The 20,035-nt window shown below is 43.4% G+C and carries 16 protein-coding genes; 4 read left to right on the forward strand and 12 right to left on the reverse strand.

What is annotated here, in order from left to right:
• Positions 1–3 precede the first annotated feature (3 nt).
• The 5 genes from folE to D8862_RS04185 form a co-directional block, all read right to left on the reverse strand.
• On the reverse strand, positions 4–558 hold the full coding sequence (folE, locus tag D8862_RS04165; RefSeq protein WP_125448805.1) for a GTP cyclohydrolase I FolE: 555 nt from the start codon (positions 556–558) through the stop codon (positions 4–6).
• 3 nt (positions 559–561) lie between these two features.
• Positions 562–1,863 (reverse strand): bifunctional folylpolyglutamate synthase/dihydrofolate synthase, encoded by a 1,302-nt coding sequence (locus D8862_RS04170; protein ID WP_125448807.1) that lies wholly within the window; start codon positions 1,861–1,863, stop codon positions 562–564.
• 1 nt (position 1,864) lies between these two features.
• The gene (gene folP / locus D8862_RS04175) at positions 1,865–2,809 is read right to left on the reverse strand and encodes a dihydropteroate synthase (RefSeq protein ID WP_125448809.1); all 945 of its coding nucleotides are present in this window, start codon (positions 2,807–2,809) and stop codon (positions 1,865–1,867) included.
• Positions 2,810–2,912: 103 nt separating this feature from the next.
• Positions 2,913–3,620 (reverse strand): CPBP family intramembrane glutamic endopeptidase, encoded by a 708-nt coding sequence (locus D8862_RS04180; protein ID WP_000730339.1) that lies wholly within the window; start codon positions 3,618–3,620, stop codon positions 2,913–2,915.
• Between the two features lie 53 nt (positions 3,621–3,673).
• Positions 3,674–5,092, reverse strand: coding sequence for an NCS2 family permease (locus tag D8862_RS04185; RefSeq protein ID WP_125448811.1), 1,419 nt, complete (start codon positions 5,090–5,092; stop codon positions 3,674–3,676).
• A gap of 193 nt (positions 5,093–5,285) precedes the next feature.
• Here D8862_RS04185 and D8862_RS04190 point away from each other — a divergent pair, with 193 nt between their 5' ends.
• The 4 genes from D8862_RS04190 to D8862_RS04205 all read left to right on the forward strand — a co-directional run bounded on the left by D8862_RS04190 (position 5,286) and on the right by D8862_RS04205 (position 9,185).
• Positions 5,286–6,098, forward strand: a complete 813-nt coding sequence (locus D8862_RS04190) for a Cof-type HAD-IIB family hydrolase (protein ID WP_125448813.1) — start codon at positions 5,286–5,288, stop codon at positions 6,096–6,098.
• Positions 6,099–6,381: 283 nt separating this feature from the next.
• A complete protein-coding gene (locus D8862_RS04195) occupies positions 6,382–7,371 on the forward strand; it encodes a PTS sugar transporter subunit IIB (RefSeq protein WP_125448815.1) in 990 nt (329 codons plus the stop codon).
• 75 nt (positions 7,372–7,446) lie between these two features.
• Complete coding sequence (locus tag D8862_RS04200) at positions 7,447–8,259, forward strand: PTS mannose/fructose/sorbose transporter subunit IIC (RefSeq protein WP_125448817.1); 813 nt, start codon at positions 7,447–7,449, stop codon at positions 8,257–8,259.
• A gap of 14 nt (positions 8,260–8,273) precedes the next feature.
• Positions 8,274–9,185, forward strand: coding sequence for a PTS system mannose/fructose/sorbose family transporter subunit IID (locus D8862_RS04205; protein ID WP_000818320.1), 912 nt, complete (start codon positions 8,274–8,276; stop codon positions 9,183–9,185).
• Positions 9,186–9,247: 62 nt separating this feature from the next.
• Here the strand turns inward: D8862_RS04205 and D8862_RS04210 are convergent, their stop codons facing one another.
• The 7 genes from D8862_RS04210 to D8862_RS04240 form a co-directional block, all read right to left on the reverse strand.
• On the reverse strand, positions 9,248–11,476 hold the full coding sequence (locus D8862_RS04210) for an HAD-IC family P-type ATPase (RefSeq protein ID WP_125448819.1): 2,229 nt from the start codon (positions 11,474–11,476) through the stop codon (positions 9,248–9,250).
• Between the two features lie 169 nt (positions 11,477–11,645).
• Entirely contained in the window at positions 11,646–12,980 is a 1,335-nt protein-coding gene (pepC, locus tag D8862_RS04215) for an aminopeptidase C (RefSeq protein WP_125448821.1), read from the reverse strand.
• 111 nt (positions 12,981–13,091) lie between these two features.
• Entirely contained in the window at positions 13,092–13,814 is a 723-nt protein-coding gene (locus D8862_RS04220; protein WP_125448823.1) for a pseudouridine synthase, read from the reverse strand.
• 73 nt (positions 13,815–13,887) lie between these two features.
• On the reverse strand, positions 13,888–14,118 hold the full coding sequence (locus D8862_RS04225; protein WP_000901578.1) for a GlsB/YeaQ/YmgE family stress response membrane protein: 231 nt from the start codon (positions 14,116–14,118) through the stop codon (positions 13,888–13,890).
• 9 nt (positions 14,119–14,127) lie between these two features.
• Positions 14,128–15,369, reverse strand: a complete 1,242-nt coding sequence (locus D8862_RS04230) for an aminopeptidase (RefSeq protein WP_125448825.1) — start codon at positions 15,367–15,369, stop codon at positions 14,128–14,130.
• Between the two features lie 15 nt (positions 15,370–15,384).
• Positions 15,385–15,537, reverse strand: a complete 153-nt coding sequence (locus tag D8862_RS04235; RefSeq protein ID WP_000776617.1) for a hypothetical protein — start codon at positions 15,535–15,537, stop codon at positions 15,385–15,387.
• A gap of 23 nt (positions 15,538–15,560) precedes the next feature.
• Positions 15,561–19,952: a PolC-type DNA polymerase III gene (locus D8862_RS04240; RefSeq protein WP_125448827.1), complete on the reverse strand. Its 4,392-nt coding sequence runs from the start codon at positions 19,950–19,952 to the stop codon at positions 15,561–15,563.
• Positions 19,953–20,035 lie beyond the last annotated feature (83 nt).

Consider the following 20,035-nt stretch of genomic DNA (forward strand, 5'->3'; position numbering starts at 1 on the left):
TTTTTATAGTCCCATTAGACGATAAGCCTGATCTCGGAGATCCTTATCGGTCTCAAATAGACCTCGAGCTACTGTCGTCAATGTTACAGTGCCTGGTTTTCGAACACCACGCATGCTCATACACATATGCTCTGCCTCAATGACAACAAAGGCTCCCTTAGCCCCCAGATACTCCATCAAGGCATCGGCCACTTCGATATTCAATCGTTCTTGAATCTGTGGTTTTTTAGCATAGACTTCAACCGTACGGGCTAACTTGGACAAGCCTGCCACACGGCCATCTGGAATGTAGGCAATGTGTGCTCTCCCATAAAAGGGCAAGAAGTGGTGTTCACACATGGTGTGGAAAAAAATATCCTTTTCCACTACCATATTGTCATCAATAATTTCAAAGGATTTTGACAAATGTTCCTCCGCAGTCTGACCAAGACCTGAAAAAATCTCTTGGTACATACGGGCTACACGAGCAGGTGTTTCCTGTAATCCCTCGCGTTTAGCATCCTCACCGACGGCCTCGATAATCATTTTTACAGCCGCTTCAATCTTTTGTGTATCCATTCTCTAGTTATTCCTCTCCATCAGGTAGGCTCTCACTTGGTTCAAGAAATACAAGGAACCCGTGACAATCCTAACTGTTTGTTTCTCTTCATTTTTATCTGTCAATTTCTGCTCTAGAAAATCCGGCCAACTTTGGTAATTGAGATTTCTAGACTTGGCTGTCTCTTTCAGCACGTTTTCATCAGTCGCCCGACTATCGTCAAAATGTGTCAGGGTAAGCTCGGTATCTAGCATTTCCCCTAGCAAGTCCAGCATATCATCCAAGGCCTTGGTTTTGATGCAGGTAAAGAGGATTTCCTTATGATAATCCGCAAAGCGTTCTTGCAAGGTTGCTAATAAAGCCTTGATAGCATGGGGATTATGGGCCCCATCCAAAAGCAGCAAGGGGTCACTAGACAGAACCTCCAAACGCCCTGGCCAACTGGTTTCTTTCAAAGCTTGAGCAACCAAGTCATTACTTGCTAACTCTCGTCCAGTCTCCTGACAATAAGTGTCTAGGAGGGCAAGCGCCATCCCCGCATTCTCTATCTGATGTAAACCAATCAGACCAGTCTGGAAACGACCTTGTCTGACAGCACTTGTATAGTCAAAGACCTCTCCTGTCACCACACTTTCTTGATGACTGACTTGATAATCACTCCCATAGGCAAGTCTCGGCGCATTTTTCCCTTCCGCAATGCGGTCGATAACAGTCAAGGCTGCTGGAGTAATGCGACCTGTCACCAAGGGAATGCCTTGCTTGATAATACCAGCCTTCTGCTCTGCTATGGCTTCCAAGGTGTCACCAAGTAGGGCTACATGATCCAGTCCAATAGTCGTAATTCCTGTTAAAATTGGCTGGCAAACATTGGTACTATCCAGAAGGCCACCCATACCGACTTCCATGATGGCCACATCAACTTTTTCAGTGGCAAAGTAATCATAGGCAAGAGCTGTGACAATCTCAAATTCAGTCGTTCCTTGTAATGCAACGCTCCTCTCCCCCTCAAGCAAAGAGCGATAAACTGCCATCATGGCTTCTAGTCTCACTTCGGGAATGGATTCACCATTGATGCTAATCTGGTCTGTATAATGAATGAGATAGGGCGAGCTGAAAACACCAACTCTCAGACCTAGCTTTTCCAGCATATTTTTCAAAAAAGCAATGGTCGAACCCTTGCCATTGGTCCCTCCGATATGGATAACCTTGAGTTTGAGATGGGGATTACCTCGCAGGGCTAGGAGTTCTACCATTCGCTCCAAGCCAAAATGCGGTTGATCCGTCCGATAGTGGGCAATCCACTGATTGTTTTCAATTTCTTTCATCTTATTTATATTGTTTTAAATCTAGATTTTCCGCATCATCTGCCAAACGAATGGCTGACGCAATTTCAACTGCCATCTTATGACTGGCTACATCGTGCACGCGCACCACTTCGACACCCTGTCTCGCAGCGATACTGGTCACATGAGCAGAGGCCGTGTCCCGATTGCGGAAGCCAAGTTCTGTCTCAGGATTGACTTCAAAACCATTTTCTTCCAGGATATTGATAACAAATCGCTTACGCGAAACTCCAAGAAAGATTGGATAGCCTTTCTGATGCAGTTTATCCAAATCCCGTAGAAGGAGTAGATTTTCTTTCTTAGTCAGACCAAAGCCGATTCCTGGATCCAGCATGATCTTGCCTTTCGAAATCCCTGCTTTCTCCGCTCTTGCTAGAACGCGGTCAAAGAACGCGGTCATCAAATCTTCTACTGGTAGTTGTTCAAAGTACGCCAAGTCTTCATTTGTAAAAGGATCCCCAAATCCAAAATGCGGGAATATGAGCGAACTAGGGTGTTGAGGTCGAACCATGACTGGATTAAACATGATGACTACTTGCGCACCAGCCTTAGCAACCACATCCGCCATTTTCTCATCTCCCATGAGACCAGTGATATCGTTGACCAGATTGGCGCCAGCAGCCAAAGCAGTCTCTGCCACCTGACTTTTCCAAGTATCGATAGAAATGAGGACATCACTTTCCTCACGGATAGCTTTGATGACTGGAACAACACGCTGGATTTCCTCTTCTATCTCAACATAGCTACTTCCAGGACGAGTCGATTCTCCACCGATATCTAGCATACTTGCTCCTTCAGCTATCAATTTACGAGCTTGCTGAAGAGCCTGGTCAACAGCAAAAAACTGCCCACCATCCGAAAAGGAATCTGGGGTTACATTGATAATTCCGCAAATGGCTGTTTTTGCCTGACTAGCTTTATTGGACATACGGTCACTCCTCAAGATTTTTCACCACATTATTTCTCTATTTTACCATAAAAAGAAAAAGATGGATACGCCCGCATTCATCTTTTCCAAGTAAGGAAATGGTCTAGAAAGGCAAGCCTACATTTCGACTAATCAAAACCAGTAAAGCCAGCAAACAAAAGGCAATACCATTGACAATCATATGAAGCAAGATCGACATCTCTAAACGTTCTGTTCTGTAGGCTGTCCAAGTTAAAACTGTCGACATTCCTCCATAGATAAGGAGAGAAGGCAGATTGGTCGGTGTGTGGAGCAAGGCAAAGACGACTGCACCTACAAGATAACCCAACTTCTCCTTCCCACGGAAGATCTTTTTAGGGATAATTCCACGACACAATATTTCCTCACAAATAGGAGCAATCAGAACCAGTAAGAAAAAACTGGAAATCAGCGAGCTATTCTGAACCAGATTATTAATAGTTGATTGATTGCTGGTCGTAGATTCATTCATCAGACGGAGCAAGGCAGATCCGAATAAGTTACTTGTGAAAATAACCAAATAACTCAAAACCAAGCGGGCCAGATCTTTTGCCTTGAAAAAAGAAAGATTGAAGGTCGCAATCTCTGTTTTTCGCGCACTAAAGATAAAAACAGTTAGAATAGCGACCGACAGCAAAGCCACCAAGAGTCCTGACTGTAGGAGTGGGAATTGTCTAGCGGATAAAAGGGCAGATAAAATTAAGGGAAGTTGAGATAACACCAGTCCTATTAAAAAAATCAACACCCATATTCCTCTATCCAGAATTTCTTGCCAGATACTTTTTTTCTTCATGATATACCTCCTTATAATAAAAAGGGGAAGACCCCCTTTCTATATTATACCATTTATAGCGCCATGCTGATATAGTTCAGGATAAACAAGGCATCCAAAATCCAAATCATCACGTGCACATCCTTGGCTTGACCTTTGACAAGTTTTGTCAAGGTGTATGTCAAGAAACCAACTGCGATCCCTTGAGTGATTGAGTAGCTGAATCCCATGAAGATCGATGTAAAGAAGGCAGGAACAGCCTCAGCCATATCATCCCACTGGATGTTTTTCAAGCTACCAAGCATCATAATCCCAACGATGATCAAAATTGGTGCTGTTGCAGCTGTAGGAACAATCGCTAGAAGTGGGCTAAAGAAGCTAGATAGAGCAAAACAGATCGCAACCACTAGGGCTGTCAAACCAGTACGTCCACCAGCACCGATACCTGCCGCAGACTCAACATAGGTCGTAACGTTTGAAGTACCTGCAATGGCACCTACCGAAGTTGCTACCAAATCAGAATATAGAGCCTTGTCCAATTTAGCGGACTCGTGGTTTTCTCCACTTGTCGCAACGATACCAACTTTTTCACCAGTACCGATAAGAGTACCAATTGTGTCAAAAATATCCGTTAGTGAGAAGGCAAGAATAGCCATCAAGGTTTCTGGTAAACGTGAAGTGTTTGAAATCAAAGATCCTAAACCTTCTGAACCAAGAGCAGCACCAAACAAAGTTCCTAGATCATTAATCGCTGATGAAAGATTGTTGCTAGCGAAGTCAATCCCTGACAAATTCACAACACCAACAGCAATGGCAAGCACAGTCGTTGTTAAAATAGAAAGAATGATTCCCCCCTTGATTCCCTTGATAACAAAGAAAATCGTAATAGCAAGACCTGCAAGTGCGACCAACACTGCTGTGTTGTTAAAGTCAACCAAACCTGGAACTGCTGAAGAATTTGCTGTAATAGCTGCTTGAGCTTTATCTGCTCCCTCACCAGCAACAGTATAGGTACCTGGATCAATAGAGAATTTCAAAAGACCAGCATTCTTAATCCCTACATAAGCAAGAAAAACACCGATACCCGCTGAAATAGCAGAACGAAGGGCAGTAGGAATTGACTCAATGATCATTTTACGAACATTTGTCAAGGTAATAATCAATGAAATAATCCCACAGATAAAGACCATGGCCAAAGCTTCTTGCCATGAATAACCAAGCCCGAAAACAACTGTGAAGGTAAAGAAGGCATTGAGTCCCATACCTGGCGCTTGAGCGTAAGGCAGGTTAGCATAGAAAGCCATCATCAAGGTACCAGCTACTGCACCGATAATCGTTGCAAGAAAGACACCTTGGGCAGGCATGCCAGTCTGTGAAAGCATTTGTGGGTTTACAAAGAGAATATAACTCATTGCAAAGAATGTTGTTAAACCAGCAAGCACCTCTGTACGGACATCTGTCCCGTGCTCTTTTAGTTTAAATAGTTTGTCCATTATGAATCTCCTTTTGTTTTTTACGAACAATATGAGTATTATAACATTTATTATTCACCTTTTCAATATGTTTGTTTGATTTATTTAACAAAATGAAATTTCTATTTTTTGTTTTGAGTCTGTTTTTCTTCTTTCTTTTTGATATATGATATAATAGTAGACATCTTATCTGGAATGTACTAGGAAGGTTTATATGACTAAAAAAATTATCGCAGTCGATTTGGACGGAACCTTGCTCAATGGTGAAAGCAAGCTCTCCGATTTTACCAAAAAGACAATTAAAAAAATTTCAGAAAAAGGACACCATGTCATCATCACGACGGGGCGCCCGTATCGCATGGCAAAAGACTTCTACCGCGAACTAGAGCTACATACTCCTATGATTAACTTTAATGGTTCCCTCACCCATCTACCAGGACAGGCTTGGGCGCATGAAAAGTGCTTGACCTTGGACAAAAAATACCTTTTGGACATGGTCCAACGCAAAGAGGATATCCAAGCTGACTTTATTGCTGGAGAATACCGTAAGAAATTTTACATTACAGCTCCAAATGAAGAAATTGCGGACCCTAAACTATTTGGCGTAGAGAACTTCCAACCGGAAAATCAATTCAAACCCGAACGAGTAACCAAGAATCCTAACTGCATTCTCTTGCAAACAAGAGTCGATGATAAATACGCGCTGGCAGATGAGATGAATCGTTTTTATCAGCATCAACTAGCTATCAATACCTGGGGTGGCCCTCTCAACATCCTCGAATGTACACCCAAGGGGGTAAACAAAGCCTTTGCTCTAGAGTACATGCTCAATGTGATGAATCGTGATAAAAAAGACTTAATCGCCTTTGGAGATGAACACAATGACACCGAAATGCTGGCTTTTGCAGGCAAAGGATATGCCATGAAAAATGCCAATCCCGATTTGCTACCATATGCTGATGAGCAACTCTCTCTGACAAATGATGAAGATGGTGTTGCCCATACCCTACAAGATCTATTCCTATAACGCTTAACGCTCAAAAAGTTAGCTTGTGCTAGCTTTTTTGATTTTCACAATTTTTCAATTAATCNGCCTGTTTTCATTTTTTTATATTAAATTACTCTCTTATTTTTTCATACATTTCCACAAAATGTTTATATATTAACATTTTGTAAACGAGTTTTCATTGAAAATTAACACATATTTATAAGAAATGGTTGCTTTTTGTTTGAAAACGGTTTATACTTAAAGTTAGGCTTAAAGTTTTCTTAAACACACAGTCAAACATTTTAAAGGAGGAATGACAATAATGAGTATCGGAATCATTATTGCGAGCCACGGCGAATTTGCTGCGGGTATTCATCAGTCAGGATCTATGATCTTTGGTGAACAAGAAAAGGTTCAAGTTGTAACCTTTATGCCAAATGAAGGTCCAGATGATCTATACGCTAAATTCAACAACGCTGTGGCTGCATTTGACGCAGAAGATGAGGTTCTAGTATTGGCTGACCTTTGGAGTGGATCTCCATTCAACCAAGCTAGCCGCGTGATGGGAGAAAATCCTGAGCGTAAGTTTGCCATCATCACAGGGCTTAACTTGCCGATGTTGATCCAAGCCTACACTGAGCGCCTTATGGATGCTACTGCAGGTGTGGATAAAGTCGCTGCGAACATCATTAAAGAAGCCAAAGATGGCATCAAGGCTCTTCCAGAAGAGCTTAACCCAGTTGAGGAAGTTGCAACTGCTGCAACTGCTCCTGTAGCCCAAGCTGCTATTCCAGAAGGAACTGTTATCGGAGACGGTAAATTGAAAATCAACCTTGCACGTCTTGACACACGTCTTCTTCACGGACAAGTCGCAACTGCTTGGACACCAGATTCAAAAGCAGACCGTATCATCGTTGCTTCAGATAACGTTGCAAACGACGAGTTGCGTAAAGAATTGATCAAGCAAGCTGCTCCTAACGGAGTAAAAGCCAACGTTGTCCCAATCAAAAAATTGATTGAGGTTGCAAAAGATCCTCGTTTTGGTAACACACATGCTCTTATCTTGTTTGAAACACCTCAAGATGCCCTTCGTGCCATCGAAGGTGGCGTACCAATCAAGACCCTTAACGTTGGTTCTATGGCTCACTCAACAGGTAAAACAATGATTAACAACGTTTTATCTATGGACAAAGAAGACGTTGCAACCTTTGAAAAAATGCGTGACCTCGGTGTTGAATTTGATGTACGTAAAGTACCAAACGACACGAAAAAAGATTTGTTTGACTTGATTAAAAAAGCAAACGTTCAATAATTTTAATCTGTTTCTATCATTTTTGAAAACAGGATTAAGTACTTTATTAAAACTAAATAGAAAAGGAATAAAACCATGTCAGATATTTCAATCATTTCTGCTATCTTGGTTGTAGTTGTTGCCTTCCTTGCAGGTCTTGAAGGTATCCTCGACCAATTCCAATTCCATCAACCAATCGTCGCATGTACCCTTATCGGACTTGTAACAGGTAACCTCGAAGCAGGTGTTATGCTTGGTGGATCTCTTCAAATGATCGCCCTTGGTTGGGCTAACATCGGAGCTGCCGTAGCTCCTGACGCTGCTCTTGCATCTGTTGCTGCAGCGATCATCTTGATCAAAGGTGGTAACTTTACTACTGAAGGTATCGCCGTCGCAACAGCCACAGCTATCCCTCTTGCTGTAGCTGGACTTTTCTTGACAATGATTGTTCGTACAATCTCAGTTGCCTTGGTTCACTCAGCTGACGCTGCTGCGAAAGATGGAAACATTGCGGCTGTTGAACGCGCTCACTACTTTGCCCTTGTTCTTCAAGGTCTTCGTATCGCTATCCCTGCAGCCTTCCTTATCGCTATCCCTGCTTCTGCTGTTCAAGACGCTCTTGGCCTAATGCCAGAATGGTTGAATGGTGGTATGGCTGTCGGTGGTGCTATGGTCGTTGCCGTTGGTTACGCTATGGTTATCAACATGATGGCAACTCGTGAAGTATGGCCATTCTTCGCTATCGGTTTTGCTCTTGCAGCAATCTCTCAATTGACTTTGATTGCCCTTGGTGTCATCGGTGTTGCCCTTGCCTTCATCTACCTTAACCTTACAAAACAAGGTGGAAACGGTGGTGGCGGAGCTACGACTTCTAACGACCCAATCGGTGATATCCTAGAAGACTACTAGAAAGGGGAACAATCATGGCTGAAAAAATTCAATTATCAAAATCAGATCGTCAAAAAGTTTGGTGGCGTTCACAATTCCTTCAAGGTTCTTGGAACTACGAACGTATGCAAAACTTGGGTTGGGCTTACTCACTAATCCCAGCTATCAAAAAATTGTACACTAAAAAAGAAGACCAAGCGGCTGCTCTTGAGCGTCACCTTGAGTTCTTCAACACTCACCCATACGTAGCTGCTCCAATCATGGGGGTTACTCTTGCACTTGAAGAAGAGCGCGCTAACGGTGTTGAGATCGACGACGCGGCTATCCAAGGGGTTAAGATCGGTATGATGGGACCTCTTGCTGGTATCGGTGACCCAGTATTCTGGTTTACAGTTCGTCCTATCCTTGGAGCTCTTGGTGCATCACTTGCTGCATCTGGTAATATTGTTGGTCCTCTTCTCTTCTTCTTTGGATGGAATGCTATCCGTATGGCCTTCTTATGGTATACACAAGAGTTCGGTTACAAAGCTGGATCTGAAATCACTAAAGACATGTCTGGTGGTATCTTGAAAGATATCACTAAAGGAGCATCTATCCTTGGTATGTTCATCCTTGCTGTTCTTGTACAACGTTGGGTATCTATCAACTTTACTGTGAACCTTCCAGGTAAACAATTGGCTGAAGGTGCCTACATCAACTTCCCAGAAGGGCCTGTAACAGGTGGAGAATTGAAGGGAATTCTTGGTCAGGCTCTTAGTGGTTTGAGCTTGGATAGCGTTCAACCACAAACACTTCAAGGTCAGTTGAACTCATTGATTCCAGGATTGATGGGACTTCTCCTTACTTTCCTCTGCATGTGGTTGCTTAAGAAAAAAGTATCACCAATCGCAATCATCCTTGCTCTCTTTGCAGTAGGTATTGCAGCTCGTTTCCTTGGTATCATGTAATTCAAGCCATCGAGAATATAGATAAAAAAGAATCAGGATCAAATCCTGATTCTTTTTGTGTATCAACTTTTTCTTCTAGTCAGATAATGGAGGCTCCCAATCACCACTGCTAGGATGGCTACATAGAGTACTTGAGTGGTTTCTAGAGGCACAAAAGCTCCTCGCAGGATAAAAGTATTGGCAAGTACGCCAACAAGGGCTGCAAGGCTCAAAAACGTGAGCAAGACTAGTTTGTATCGATTAAAGGGAATGCTGACCTTGGCAACTAGACACAGACCATTGATCAAAGCAAGGAGGAAGCAAATAAATTTGACCTGACCTGGGACAGTGATAAAGAAATTGGTCAAAAGAACACTAGCAACCAGAACGCCACCACCAATCGCCGCGTTGGTTAGGATATCTCTCATAAAGTGAGTGCTAACCTTTTCTTTATTGGACTCAAAAGTCAGGAAGAAGGATGGAATCCCAATCGTAATGGCTGAAATGATTGTAAACTGAATGGGGATAAAGGCAAATTCCAAACCAAAGATCACACTCAAAATGGCAAAAACGATGGAGAAGAAGGTCTTTGTTAGAAAGAGAGAGGCGACCTTTTGGATGTTATTGATGACACGGCGTCCTTCCATCAAGATATCATAAAATACTGCAAAGTCATCTGTGAGAAAAACAATATTGGATACACTTTTGGCTGCGCTGGTAGCACCATTCATAGCAAAACTGATATCTGCTTTCTTGAGAGCCAGAACATCATTGACCCCGTCACCGCTCATGGCAACTGTTTTACCAGCCTTTTGCAAAATAGTCACCATCTTTTCTTTCTGTTCAGGTGTCACCCGACCAAAGATATCGTGTTCCAAGACCACTCTTTCAAAGTCCTCATCACTCACCTTGGTCATATCAATCGCACGGGCTTCTTCTTTAAAACCTGCCTTACGAGCAACCCCATATACAGCCACATGATTATCCCCACTGATAATCTTCACTTCAACACCTTGTGACTCGAAATAGTCAAAGGTTTCCTTGGTATTGTCCTTAATCTCATCTGACAGAACGACATGGCCTAGTAGTTCCATATTGGCTGGAGTCGTGATCTGGTCCTTGCTATGAGCAAGCGATAAGATTCGATAACCTTGCTGTTTTAGATGCTCATAGTAAGGATCCATCGCTTGGGTAAAGCCGAGAAACTCATAAGCACCGAAAAAGTAAGTTCCTCCATCTTTAACTTGGACAAAGGAATACTTGTTTTTGCTTGAAAAGGCACCAACTTCTTGAACTTCCCATTTTTTCTCACGGGTTAAGTAAGTCTTCAGAGCTCGCGACGTCGCATTTTCATCCTCGAAATAAGCCAGATAAGAAGATAGTTTCTCTGCTACATTAGCATCCATTTCTTGGACCTTCATATTACCAGTCGTGATGGTTCCAGTCTTATCAAAACAAAGAACATCTACACGCGCCAAGGTTTCCACACAGTATAGCTCCTGCACCAGAACCTTCTTTTTAGCCAACTTCATGGCCGCTACCGCTAGGGACACACTGACCAGGAGAATCAAACCCTCTGGAATCATACCGACCAGAGCACCAGAACTTCCCAAGACAATCTCAACATAAGACCGCCCTAGACTAAAACCTCTGACATAGAGCAGAATGGCAACTGGCAACAGCAAGATAGAGACGATTTTTAAAATCTTATCCATGTAGTCGCGCAGTTGAGAAGGGTATTTTTTGAATTTCTTGCTGGATTTTGCGAGTTTGTTGATATAACTATCGGGACCGACCGCCGTCGCCGTAACCAGACAAGTACCGCTGACGACATTGCTTCCGCTCATCAGCTTGTCACCAACTGTTTTAAAGACTGAATCACTCTCACCCGTCAGCAAGGACTCATCTACTTCAATATTCCCTTCAAGTACCTCTGCATCTACAGGCACCTGATCTCCCAGATTGAGATGCAGATACTCGCCTAGAACGATGTCCTCTGGAGCAATCTCAATCGTTTGACCATCTCGATTGACCCTGTATTTGCTTTCACCAAGCAAACTTAGTTTTTCTAAAGCATTTTTTGAACGTACTTCTTGGAAAATCCCGATGGCTGTATTGATAGCAATCACACCTAAAAAGAGCATATTTTCAAATCGCAAGGTTGTGGCTACTAGAACTGCCAGAGCCAAGTTCATGGCATTAAAGAAGGTAAAGATATTTGAAACGACAATTTCCTTGCTTGTTTTGTAGGGTTTAATATCGCTGATGTTTCGTTGACGATCCTTGATGTCTTGGCTACTTAAATACTTCATTTCTACTCCGATATCCTTTTGTACTACTATAATAACACATATCTTTTCCTCTGTCACTTAAAGACTCAAACTAAAAAAGACTTACTTGATAAGCATCATCTATCGCCACTTTAAGGAGCTACTTGAAAAAAAGGAGGCTAGGATTTCCCTAACCTCTTTTCGCTATGCTTTATTCTGCCAAGGCACCCATTGGATCCCAAGGTGCGAGTACAATTGGTTCTGCTTCATAGGCAGCTTGTTCCTCTGCTGTCAGTAATTCTTTACGGACAACGATTTGGTAAGTATATTCGTCCATCCAAGCGTCTGAGGCAACAAAGTAACCATCTGTACCAACCTTGTCTCCCCATGAGTTTTCAACCTTCCACTTGATTGATTTGCCATTTTCGTCCAAGTCCACACCTGTCAAGACCATGGCGTGGGTCATCAAGCTTTCGCTGTAGTCCAAACGTCCAGCCTTGTCTTGAGTCAGTTGAATATCCATGCTTGATTCAAAATCATAAACATCTGTCGCAAGGATTCCTGCTTTACGGTTGCTGAGTTGGCCGACATCAGAACCAAACCAAACAGTTTCTCCTGTTTGCATTTGGGCAATTGCCAATTCTTTCAAGCGCTCCATTGGAACGTTGATGTAGCGAACTGCACGACTACCAACCACATTTCCTAACATCTCAACTGTGTAAGATTTGCCATAAGGTTTATCAGCAGTTGGAGCATTGATAACAGAAACATAATCTTCTAGAGGAAGATTGACATATTTCTTGTAAAACTCTTGTGGTGTGATCCCCTTTTCGCTTTGGTAGTTATCATCCTTGTCACGATAAGCAAAGTCAAACTTACGTGGTGGAAGACCCAAAGACATGGCAAGGAAGTTAAAGATTTCTTGCAAGAGGTCTTCTTTCTTAGCTTGAACAGTTGCTTGGTCTGCACCAGAAGCAAGCAAGTCACGCAAGATTTGAGCATTTTGACGAAGCAATTTGTTAAGGATGGCATTGAGCTCACGGCTGTTGCTAGATGAAACTGACTCAGGATAAACAGACTTAGGAACGACACCGTATTTCTCAAAGAGGGCAACGACCATATCCCACTGTCCACCGTCTTGTTGAGGCGTTTGGAGTAGGAAGCTAACCTTGCGACTCGTCAATTCTTGTTCTGCAGTCGCAATGACTTGCTCTAAGAACCAGTTAGATTTTTCATACTTGTCCCAGAAGAAAGTGTGGGCTTGTGACAACTCAAAGTTCTCCAGTTTGTATTGAGAGATGAGTTTGTGGCGGAAGGTGTTGAGAGCTGCAAACATCCAGCAACGACCAGAGGCTTTCTGGTTGGTAACCTTGTCCTTGGTCAAATCCAATGAGAAAACAGGTGTATTGTCTACATGGCTTTGACGACGTTCTAGGGCTGCAAAAATGCCGTTATGGCTTGCAGCATTTTCGATAGCTTGGTATTTTACATTTGCTTCATAGTTGGCAAATAGTTGATCCGTAAATGATTCTTGAATCGCGTTCATAGATTCCTCCTTTTATTCTACTGTCTATTATAACTCTTTTCACAAATGAAGCAACTGAAAAACGAAAAAGGCAGGAACATTCTCCTCACCTTTTTACTAAAATAAATTAACTTAAGCAATACTAGCAAGGAGCTCCTCTAACTCCTCCTTGGTCAAGCGACGCCATTCTCCTCGTTCTAAGTTCTCGTCTAAAATCAGAGTTCCCATAGTCAAACGTTGCAGGTCTATTACTTCCTTGCCACAGTAGGCTACCATACGTTTGATTTGATGAAACTTCCCTTCTGCAATGGTCACACGAACCAAACTTTGATTTTTTTCTGGATCTACCGATACAAGCTCCAGTTTAGCCGGCTGACAGGTAAAATCCTTGAGCGAAATGCCCTTGGCAAATGTCTCTACATCTTCTTGAGTCATAATTCCCTTGACTTGTGCCAGATAAGTCTTATCCACATGACGCTTAGGTGAAAGAAGAGCATGGGCCAGCTGACCATCATTAGTCAAGAGCAGGAGACCATGCGTATCGATGTCCAATCGCCCCACTGGAAAAACTTCCTTGGTCCGTGCCAAGTCATCCAACAAGTCTAGAACCGTTCTATGCTTGGAATCTTCAGTCGCTGAAATAACTCCTTGGGGCTTGTTCATCATGTAGTAGACAAACTCCTCGTACTCTAGCACTTGGCCATCAAAGCGAATCTCATCTCTTTCCTCATTGATCTGCAGTTTAGCTGATTTTTCTTTTTTACCATTTACCGTCACGCGCCCAGCCTTGAGCAAGTTTTTGACCTCAGTTCGACTCCCCACAGCACAGGCAACTAAAAATTTATCTAATCTCATAGAACTATTATATCATACTCAAAAGGAGGCTGGCCCAAGTGACCAACCTCCTTTTTTCTAATTTTTCAAGAAACTAACTTCCTCGTCTCCAGAAAATAGCTAAGACAACCATAGCACCCAAAACAGCTGGAACAATAGCTATCCCCGCTAGGTTTGGACCCCAAGTCCCAAAGAGCAGGTGCCCCAAAGAAGCACCAATCCAGCCGAGAAACATTTTCCCAAAGCATCCCATGCTTTCTCCGCGATTGGTCAAAGCACCTGCTAAGAGTCCCACTAGGAGACCAACAAACATACTTCCAAGCATTGTAACTCCTTAAATAGCCCAGTCTCCATTGCGGAAGAGTGGTACGCGTGTTCCATCCTCACGGATACCATCGATATCCATTTGATTCGAACCAATCATAAAATCCACGTGAACATCTGAACGGTTAAGTCCCGCAGCTTCAAGCTCTTCTTCGCTCATCTCTGCACCACCAACAACGCTAGTCGCATAGGCAGCACCGATAGCCAAGTGGTTTGACGCATTTTCATCGAAAAGGGTATTAAAGAAGGTAATACCTGACTGAGAAATTGGACTTGGATCTGGTACCAAGGCACATTCACCCAAGGCACGCGCGCCAGCATTTTCAAAAACAAGGTCTTTCATGACCTGATCACCCTTCTCAGCAGTGATATCTACGATTTGACCATCCTTAAAGGTCACCTTAATGCCTTCGATGATATTTCCGTTATAGCTAAGTGGTTTTGTAGAAGTGACATAGCCATCTGCACGACGGAAGTCAGGAGCCGTAAAGACTTCTTCTGTTGGCATATTTGGTAAGAATCCTTCTCCCTGTGCATTGATAGCACCAGCTGATTCCCAAACGTGGTTTTTCGGCAAACCAAGTGTCAAATCTGTTCCTGGCGCTGTGTAGTGAAGGGCTGAGAATTGTTCTTTATTGAGCATTTGAGCCTTGCTCTTGAGGATAGCAGCGTGTTCTTCCCAAGCCTTAACGGGATCTTCTTCGTAGACACGGCAAGTCTTGAAGATTTGATCCCAAAGGAGATCAACTGCTTCTTCATCGCTTGCAGCATTTGGAAAGACCTTCTTAGCCCACTCGAGTCCAGCAGCGGCTGCTACAGTCCAGCTAACCTTGTTGGATTGCGTTGCGATACGCATTGGCTTCATCGCAAGTCCCATAGCTTTAGCAGAAGCTGAAAGCTTGTCCGCATCCACTCCGTTCAAAGCACCTGGATCAGAAGAACGGACACCAAGACGGCTAGCCTTGTTTTCCAAGAGGTAGTTCATCTCAGCAATCTTGTATTCTGGCACATTGTCCAAGCGCTCCATCGGCGCGTGGAGGAATTTCTCTCGGTTGATCACATCATCTATCCACTGAACGATGACCTCATGAGCACCCAAGGCATAGGCTTCTTTCACGATCAAATGCGCCAACTCACGTTGCTCCACATCGATAGAAAGAGCCAAAGTGTGACCAGGTTGCACGTTGATTCCATTCGCAACCAATAATTTCGCATATTTTTCTAGATTTTCTTTAAAATTTGGTAAAACCATTCTATTCTTCCTTTTCTATTTTTCCTTCAAAGCAGAAAACAATCCTGCTAAAGCAATGGCACCAGACAAGAGCGCTGTCGATAGAATAATTGTTTCATCTGCAAGCTCTAGCTGATAATCAAAAACCTTTTCAGCTGGTTTATCTTCTGCAAAGATTCTAAGTTTCATAAAGATGTTCTCCCTTCTAATTCTTAAAACAACTCATCAAACAAACTCAACTGATTATCCTCTGGCATATTGCCGAGAATCCCCATTTCATCCATCTTTTCAACCAAGGTTGATGAGAGGCCACCACGTTTGCGCAGTTCTGTCTTAGAGAGGAACTCACCCTCTTCACGCGCTCGCACCAACTGCTTAGCAACGTTCTCTCCCAGACCATCCATTGCTACAAATGGTGGAATGAGGGTATCCCCATCAATGAGGAACTCTGTCGCCTGACTACGGTAGAGATCGAGTTTACCAAACTTGAAACCACGTTCCCACATTTCATTGACAATCTCAAGAGTTGTATAGAGGTCAATTTCCACATTAGAGGTTTCATTATTCTTCCGTTTTTCAGCGATCTCTTCCATTCTACGCTTGATGGCATCCAAGCCGGCACCCATGGTCTTGATATCAAAGGCCTTGGCGCGGATAGAGAAGTAAGCACAGTAATAATAAATGGGATGGTGAACCTTGAAGTAGGCTACACGCAAGGCCATCATAACGTAGGCTGCCGCATGGGCCTTAGGGAACATATACTTGATTTTTCCACAAGATTCGATATACCACTCTGGCACCTTATTGGCCTTCATGGCTTCGATATAGCCATTTCTCTCCTCTTCGGAGATCTTCAACCACAAGCCCTTACGTACCCGTTCCATGATGGTAAAGGCCATCTTAGGTTCAAGACCCGCATGCATGAGGTAAACCATGATGTCGTCCCGACAACCGATAACGGTTGATAGGTCCGCAATTCCTTGCTTGATCAAATCCTGAGCATTTCCCAACCACACATCAGTACCGTGGGACAATCCAGACAACTGAAGCAATTCCGCAAAGGTCGTTGGATGCGTTTCATCAACCATCCCACGTACAAAGTTGGTTCCGAATTCTGGAATCCCCAGCATACCCGTCGGCGTACCGATTTGCTCAGGCGTCACACCTAGCACATCAGTTCCAGAAAAGAGGGCCATGACACCTTCGTCATCCATAGGGATTTCATTAGGGTCAATCCCAGACAAGTCCTGTAATTTCCGAATCATGGTCGGATCATCATGCCCCAGTACATCGAGTTTGAGGACATTCTCATCGATATCATGGAAGTTAAAGTGAGTCGTCTGCCATTCAGCCGTCACGTCATCCGCTGGATACTGAACAGGCGTAAAGTCGTAGACATCCATGTAGTTAGGAATAACAACAATTCCTCCTGGATGTTGTCCTGTAGTCCGCTTAACACCAGCCGCACCTTGAGCAAGACGCTCCACCTCTGCATCACGATAAAACTTCCCATAGTCCCGCTCATAGCCCTTGACAAATCCATAGGCAGTCTTAGCAGCAACTGTACCAACCGTTCCTGCACGGAAGGCATATTCTTCACCAAAGATATCACGCACATCCAAGTGAGCGCTAGGCTGGTCTTCTCCCGAGAAGTTCAAGTCAATATCGGGAACCTTGTCCCCATCAAAACCAAGGAAGGTCTCAAACGGAATATCCTGCCCATTTTTGCTGAGTTTATGGCCACACTTTGGACAATCCTTATTGGGCATATCAAAACCTGAACCGTAAGAACCATCCGTGATAAACTCGCTGTACTGACACTGACCACAAACATAATGAGGAGAGAGAGGATTAACCTCTGTAATCCCAATCATGGTCGCAACAAAACTGGACCCAACAGACCCACGAGAACCAACCAAGTAGCCCCGTTCATTGGAACGTTGCACCAGCATCTGCGATGCCAGATAAATCACGGCAAATCCATTCCCCAGAATAGAAGTCAATTCTTTTTCAATCCGCAAATCAACAATATCTGGCAGCGGATTTCCATAAATTTCAAAAGCTTTCTTATAGGTTAGCTCAGCGACCGTTTCTTCAGCCTTGTCGATGAAAGGCGTGTACAAGTCACCCTTAACGACCTCAACAGGCTCAAAAATTTCTGCCAAGGCATTGGGATTTTCAATGACTAATTTGCGTGCTAGCTCCTCTCCTAAGAAAGCAAATTCATCCAACATCTCATTAGTCGTTCTAAAATGAGCCTTTGGCAAAGGAGCTGGCTGGGCATGTTCGCCATGACCAATGGTCCGGTTAATCATAGCCCCCTGTCCCAAACTACGGACAATAATTTCACGGTAAATCTCTTCTTCCGGTTCGATATAGTGGACATTTCCCGTAGCTAGAACAGGCTTGTCAAGACGGTCCCCAACCTCTATCAAACTCTTGATAATAGTCTGGAGTTCCTCCATATCCTTGACCTGCTCCTTGGCAATCAAGGGAGCATAGATAGCTGGTGGCATGACCTCGATAAAGTCATAATACTTGGCCACCTCAACCGCCGCGTCCACACCTTGGGAAACGACTGCGTCAAAAACTTCACCCTCCGAGCAAGCCGACCCCAAAATCAAGCCCTCCCGATGGGCATCTAGAACCGTTCTCGGAATCCGTGGCACCCCTTCAAAATACTTGGTGTTAGACAAAGAAACCAGCTTAAAAATATTTTTTAAACCAACTTGATTCTTGACATAAATGGTCGCATGTTTAATCCGAGCTTTTTTATAAGAATCTAGACTGATTAGATCAATATTTAACCTAGCCAAATCCGTCACACCATGTTTTTCTGCCACCTCTTTAATAAAGATAAAAAGCAGACGACCAGTAGCTTCCGCATCGTAGTTAGCCATGTGGTGGTGCTCCAGAGCCACTCCAAAGCGCTTGGTCAAAGGGCCCAAACCATGACGTTTATACTCAGGGTAGAGATTTCTAGCAAACTCTAGCGTATCAATGACTGGCTGGCTAATCTTAGGCAGACCATGGCGCTCATAGTTGGCATTCATAAAGCCAACGTCAAAGGTGGCATTGTGGGCAACTAGGACCGTATCCTTACAGAATTCTTGGAATTCTTGCAAAACTTGTTCCAGTGGTTTAGCATTTTTGACATGGTCATCTGTAATTCCAGTCAACTCAGTAGTAAAGGCTGACAAGGAATGCCCAGGATTGATAAATTCATCAAATTCGGCAATGACATTGCCCTTGTACATCTTAGAAGCCGCAACCTGAATCAGGTCATTATAGATGGCTGAAAGACCTGTCGTTTCCACGTCAAAAACTACATAGGTCGCTTCTGACAAGTCCATCTCCACTTCGTTGTAAACGATAGGAACTCGGTCTTCAACGATATTAGCTTCCATTCCATAAATCAGCTGGATCCCAGCTTTCTTGGCCGCCTTATAGCCATGTGGGAAGGACTGAACATTACCATGATCCGTAATGGCAACCGCCTTGTGTCCCCACTTAGCAGCTGTCGCAACAATCTCCTCTACCTCAGGAAGAGCATCCATAGTCGACATATTAGTATGAGCATGAAACTCAACCCGACGCTCACCTTCTGGCATCAAATCCTTCCGCTCATAGTGAACAACTTCCTGCACATCCTGCACGTTCATGGTTAAATCGCGTGTGAAGTTATTCATCTCCACATTCCCACGAACTCGGAGCCAAGAATTTTTCTTAATGATGTCAAACTTCTGAGCTTCTTCTTCATTCTTAACCCATTTTTGCATTGAAAAACTTGAAGTGTAGTCCGTCATTTTAAAGTTGATCAAAACGCGACCAGTTCTGGTTACCTTATGCTCCACATCAAAAACGACCCCTTCAAAGACCAAACGATTTTCCTCAGTCGTCACATCAATCATCTGGGTCACTTCTGCCTTATCTAGTTTTGGCTTGGCCGCAGCCTTTTTAGCCTGAAAATCAAAGGCTGGTTTCTCTTCTACTGGAGGAGGAGCCATTTGTTCCAGTTGCCCCATAGCCCGCAAAGCTTCTTCATTGGCAGCTTGAACGATCTGCTCATTCTCCACATGAAAGGCTTCCTGCTGCTCTTGTGTAAGGGCATCATTCTGTTCTATTTGGCAAACAAAAACAGGGAAACCAAATTTCTCAAGTTGCTTTGCTAGATTAGGAAGGTGATTCTTCTTAAAGTGCTCCTTATCAATCGCCTCTGAACCTTCAATAAAGAGTTGATTACCCTCCGCACGAACTTTCAGGTTCTGGTAAAGAGATTTAAACCCTTGGCTAGCACATGGACCTTCAGAAAAAGCCTCCTTATAGTAGGCCTGCAAGAGTTCATTAGAAAATTCTTGAGAAAGAGCCTTGATTTCAAAAACAGCTTGATTGCCTGTCTTAGAAAATTCCTCACTCAACCCCTTCTTTAACTCTAGAAAAATTTCGATAGGTAAAATTTTAGAAAATACAAAATGAAATTCCCATACCTTACTAATTTTATGAACCACAACACGCTCAATACTTGCATCAATAAGAGCAGGATCCTGTCTCAGCTGATCAGAGATTCCTAGTTGATTCATTAAAATTTCAAACTTACTTGACATTCATTTCCCTCACATTATTCTCTTACTATTTTACCATAATTAAAGAAAATATATAGCTAGTACCATTTTCCTTGCGATTTAGA

It is taken from the genome of Streptococcus oralis, assembly GCF_003942585.1.
GTDB classification, from domain to species: Bacteria; Bacillota; Bacilli; order Lactobacillales; family Streptococcaceae; genus Streptococcus; species Streptococcus oralis_BE.

Bases quoted from the DNA above. Each gene is read 5' to 3' on its own strand.
- folE (WP_125448805.1), bottom strand. From the start codon at position 558: ATGGATACACAAAAGATTGAAGCGGCTGTAAAAATGATTATCGAGGCC.
- D8862_RS04170 (WP_125448807.1), bottom strand. From the start codon at position 1,863: ATGAAAGAAATTGAAAACAATCAGTGGATTGCCCACTATCGGACGGAT.
- folP (WP_125448809.1), bottom strand. From the start codon at position 2,809: ATGTCCAATAAAGCTAGTCAGGCAAAAACAGCCATTTGCGGAATTATC.
- D8862_RS04180 (WP_000730339.1), bottom strand. From the start codon at position 3,620: ATGAAGAAAAAAAGTATCTGGCAAGAAATTCTGGATAGAGGAATATGG.
- D8862_RS04185 (WP_125448811.1), bottom strand. From the start codon at position 5,092: ATGGACAAACTATTTAAACTAAAAGAGCACGGGACAGATGTCCGTACA.
- D8862_RS04190 (WP_125448813.1), top strand. From the start codon at position 5,286: ATGACTAAAAAAATTATCGCAGTCGATTTGGACGGAACCTTGCTCAAT.
- D8862_RS04195 (WP_125448815.1), top strand. From the start codon at position 6,382: ATGAGTATCGGAATCATTATTGCGAGCCACGGCGAATTTGCTGCGGGT.
- D8862_RS04200 (WP_125448817.1), top strand. From the start codon at position 7,447: ATGTCAGATATTTCAATCATTTCTGCTATCTTGGTTGTAGTTGTTGCC.
- D8862_RS04205 (WP_000818320.1), top strand. From the start codon at position 8,274: ATGGCTGAAAAAATTCAATTATCAAAATCAGATCGTCAAAAAGTTTGG.
- D8862_RS04210 (WP_125448819.1), bottom strand. From the start codon at position 11,476: ATGAAGTATTTAAGTAGCCAAGACATCAAGGATCGTCAACGAAACATC.
- pepC (WP_125448821.1), bottom strand. From the start codon at position 12,980: ATGAACGCGATTCAAGAATCATTTACGGATCAACTATTTGCCAACTAT.
- D8862_RS04220 (WP_125448823.1), bottom strand. From the start codon at position 13,814: ATGAGATTAGATAAATTTTTAGTTGCCTGTGCTGTGGGGAGTCGAACT.
- D8862_RS04225 (WP_000901578.1), bottom strand. From the start codon at position 14,118: ATGCTTGGAAGTATGTTTGTTGGTCTCCTAGTGGGACTCTTAGCAGGT.
- D8862_RS04230 (WP_125448825.1), bottom strand. From the start codon at position 15,369: ATGGTTTTACCAAATTTTAAAGAAAATCTAGAAAAATATGCGAAATTA.
- D8862_RS04235 (WP_000776617.1), bottom strand. From the start codon at position 15,537: ATGAAACTTAGAATCTTTGCAGAAGATAAACCAGCTGAAAAGGTTTTT.
- D8862_RS04240 (WP_125448827.1), bottom strand. From the start codon at position 19,952: ATGTCAAGTAAGTTTGAAATTTTAATGAATCAACTAGGAATCTCTGAT.